The sequence below is a fragment of the Actinomadura sp. HBU206391 genome (genome assembly GCF_014323665.1).
Classification (GTDB): Bacteria; Actinomycetota; Actinomycetes; order Streptosporangiales; family Streptosporangiaceae; genus Actinomadura_C.
Window position 1 is genome coordinate 1 of sequence record NZ_JABVEB010000463.1, and the last position, 2,849, is coordinate 2,849.

Annotated in this window: 4 protein-coding genes; 3 read left to right on the top strand and 1 reads right to left on the bottom strand. The window is 71.9% G+C overall.

Annotated features, from left to right (window positions below; translation table 11 throughout):
- The 3 genes from HKK72_RS38320 to HKK72_RS38330 all read left to right on the top strand — a co-directional run.
- On the top strand, positions 1–521 hold a 521-nt coding region (locus tag HKK72_RS38320), incomplete at its 5' end, for a CU044_5270 family protein (RefSeq protein ID WP_187239278.1).
- Positions 522–608: 87 nt separating this feature from the next.
- Complete coding sequence (locus HKK72_RS38325; RefSeq protein ID WP_187239279.1) at positions 609–1,268, top strand: DUF1707 domain-containing protein; 660 nt, start codon at positions 609–611, stop codon at positions 1,266–1,268.
- Positions 1,269–1,427: 159 nt separating this feature from the next.
- On the top strand, positions 1,428–2,213 hold the full coding sequence (locus HKK72_RS38330; RefSeq protein WP_315987657.1) for an arylamine N-acetyltransferase: 786 nt from the start codon (positions 1,428–1,430) through the stop codon (positions 2,211–2,213).
- A gap of 124 nt (positions 2,214–2,337) precedes the next feature.
- Here HKK72_RS38330 and HKK72_RS38335 read toward each other — a convergent pair.
- Positions 2,338–2,849, bottom strand: a 512-nt coding sequence (locus HKK72_RS38335) for a penicillin-binding transpeptidase domain-containing protein (protein ID WP_261987590.1), incomplete at its 5' end; no start/stop codon positions are given.

A 2,849-nucleotide genomic window follows, 5' to 3' on the forward strand; every position in this document is an offset into this window, starting at 1 on the left:
ACCGCTCCCCCTGGCAGATGTACGACCAGCTCGACCGGCTGCCCACCGAGACGGGCGCGCTGCTCGCCGAGGTCTACACGCGCAGCGGCGGCCACGCCGGAATCGACCGGGACGATCGGGCCTTCACCTACATCATGACGACCTTCCGGGACGCCACGATCGTTCCGCCGCAGGTGCAGGCGGCGCTGTACCGCGTACTCGCCAGGATTCCCGGGGTCAGGATCGTCCAGAACGTCGAGGACCAGGCCGGGCGCCGCGGCATCGCGGTGGCGAGGGAGTCCGACGACCTGCGTTCCGAGCTCCTCCTCGACGCGACGACGTACCGTTTTCTGGGTGAGCGAACCGTCGTCGCACGAGATAAGACGATCACGCCGAGGCCCTATCCCACGCCCCGCAGGTGGCGGGGCAACTGGCCGCCCGGGCCGTCGCCCGAACCCGACGTCCTCACCGCGGGCCGCGTGCTGAACAGCACCACCCGGCTCGAGACGGGGGTAGTGGATCGGCCCGGCCGTCGGCCCTGACCGGATACCGGCGCCGAGCCGGTTCGACGCCGTGCCGTGATCGGACCCCGCTGTCGGCCGACCCTTGCCACATCTAGGCTATGGCCCATGACGAACCTCCCGGAAAAGAAGGACCCGCGGGAGCTGCGCGCCTCCGACAGCGATCGTGACCGGGTCGCGGCGATCCTGCGCGAGGCCGCAGGGGACGGCAGGCTGAGCTTGGACGAGCTCGACGAACGGTTGAGCGCGGTCTACGTGGCGAAGACCTACGCCGACCTCGAGCCGATCACCCACGATCTGCCCGACTCGGCCGCCTCCGCGCCATCGCCCGTGCCTTCGGGTGGAGCGGCATACGGCTTCGGCGGTACGCCGACCTCGAAGCTGGGGATCGGCATCCTGGGTGGGTTCTCTCGCAAGGGTCCCTGGGGGGTTCCGCGCAAGTTCACCTCGGTGGCCGTCATGGGCGGCGGCGAACTCGACCTGCGCGATGCGCGCTTCACCGAGCGGGAGGTGACGATCCGCGCCTTCGCGCTGATGGGCGGGGTCCACATCATCCTGCCCGAGGACGCCGAGGTGCACGTGACCGGCATCGGAATCATGGGCGGCTTCGACCACCAGGCGATCGGGCCCGGCGCTCACGGCGCCCCGAGGATCCATGTCAAGGGCTTCGCGTTCTGGGGCGGGGTCAGCGCCGAGCGCAAGGCCTCCAAGAGCCGGCAGAAGCAGCTGAAGGCCGAACGCCGGCGCGAGCAGGGGGAGCTCGAATAGCCTCGGGAGGCCGGGCGCGTACCGGGAAGCGGGCTCCGCGACGGCCGGCGGACTAGGACCAAAGGCCGAGGCGACGGCCGATGACGCGGCCGCGCGCCCGTGACTGAATGGTCTCGCAGCGGGCCATTCAGCGCGGAGGACATGATGGAAGAGTCGCACGTGGACGCCTACCTTGCACGGATCGGTGTGCCCCGGCCGCCGAGCGCCGACATCGACGCGCTGCGCGAACTGCAGCGGGCGCATCTGGCTACGGTTCCGTTCGAGAACCTCAGCATTCACCTGGGCGAACCGATCGTGCTGGACGAGCCGGCGCTGCTGGCCAAGGTCGTCGACCGCCGGAGGGGCGGGTTCTGCTACGAACTCAACGGGGCCTTCGCCGCGCTGCTCACGGCGCTCGGCTACCGCGTGACGCTGCTGTCGGCCCGCGTCTTCGCCGGCGACAAGGCCGGGCCGCCGTTCGACCATCTCGTGCTGCGGGTCGACCTGGCCGAGCCCTGGCTGGTCGACGTCGGCTTCGGCGCGTTCAGCCATCACCCCCTGCGCATGGACGCCCGCAGCGACCAGCACGACCCCGGTGGGGTGTTCCAGGTGGTCGAGCACCAGGGCCCGGGCGGCCACGGCGACCTCGACGTCATCATGGACGGCACGCCGCAGTACCGGCTGGACCGGCGTCCCTATGAGCTGGGCGACTTCATCCCGACCTGCTGGTGGCAGCAGACCTCGCCGCGATCGCACTTCACCCGATCGCTCACCTGCTCACTGCTCACCGAGTCCGGCCGGGTGACCCTCAGCGGCACCCGGCTCATCCACACCGTCAACGGCGAACGCGAGGAACACGTCCTGGACGACTCCCGGCTGCTCTCCGCCTACCGCACCCACTTCGGCATCGCCCTGGACCGGGTGCCCACCGTCGCCGCAGGCGACCGGCACCGGCCGGGTGAGTAGCCCACGCGCTCCGCGCGTAGGCCCGTCGCCACCCGGCGCTCCCGCCGCGCGGGCGCGGCACCGGCGAGCGGTCCCCCCGCCTGGCGGCATGCCGCCAGGCGGGGAGCGTGCTCGGACGGCGTGGTCACAGGCCGCGCAGGAAGGCGGCCGCTAGGGGCGCGGCGACGTCCCCGCCGGTGCCGCCGCCCTCGACGATGACGGCGAACGCCAGGTCACCGCGGTAGCCGATGAACCACGCGTGTGTCGGCGGCTTGGCTCCGGTGCCGTACTCAGCGGTGCCGGTCTTGCCGGCCGTGCCGGCGGGCAGCCGAGCGGCCTTGGCGGTGCCGTTGGTCACCACCGCCGACATCATCGTCTGCAGCCCGGACACGACGCCGGGGTCGAGTCTGCGCACCGTCTGCCTGGCGCCGCCGTTCGCGACGAACTGGGGGGACCGCCAGGAGCCCGACTTGGCGGCGGCGGCGACCGCCGCCATGTTGAGCGGGCTGGCCAGCACGCGGCCCTGGCCGAAGGAGGCGGCGGCGAACTCGGCGTCGTCGCGGGGCAGCGGGAAACGTCCGCGCTGTGCGGGGACACCGGGGGTGATCGGGGCGTCGAACCCCAGGTCTCGTGCGGTCTTGACGAGCTGCTGCTTGC

Excerpts from the sequence above, each read along its gene's own strand:
- HKK72_RS38325 (WP_187239279.1), top strand. The coding sequence starts at position 609 with ATGACGAACCTCCCGGAAAAGAAGGACCCGCGGGAGCTGCGCGCCTCC.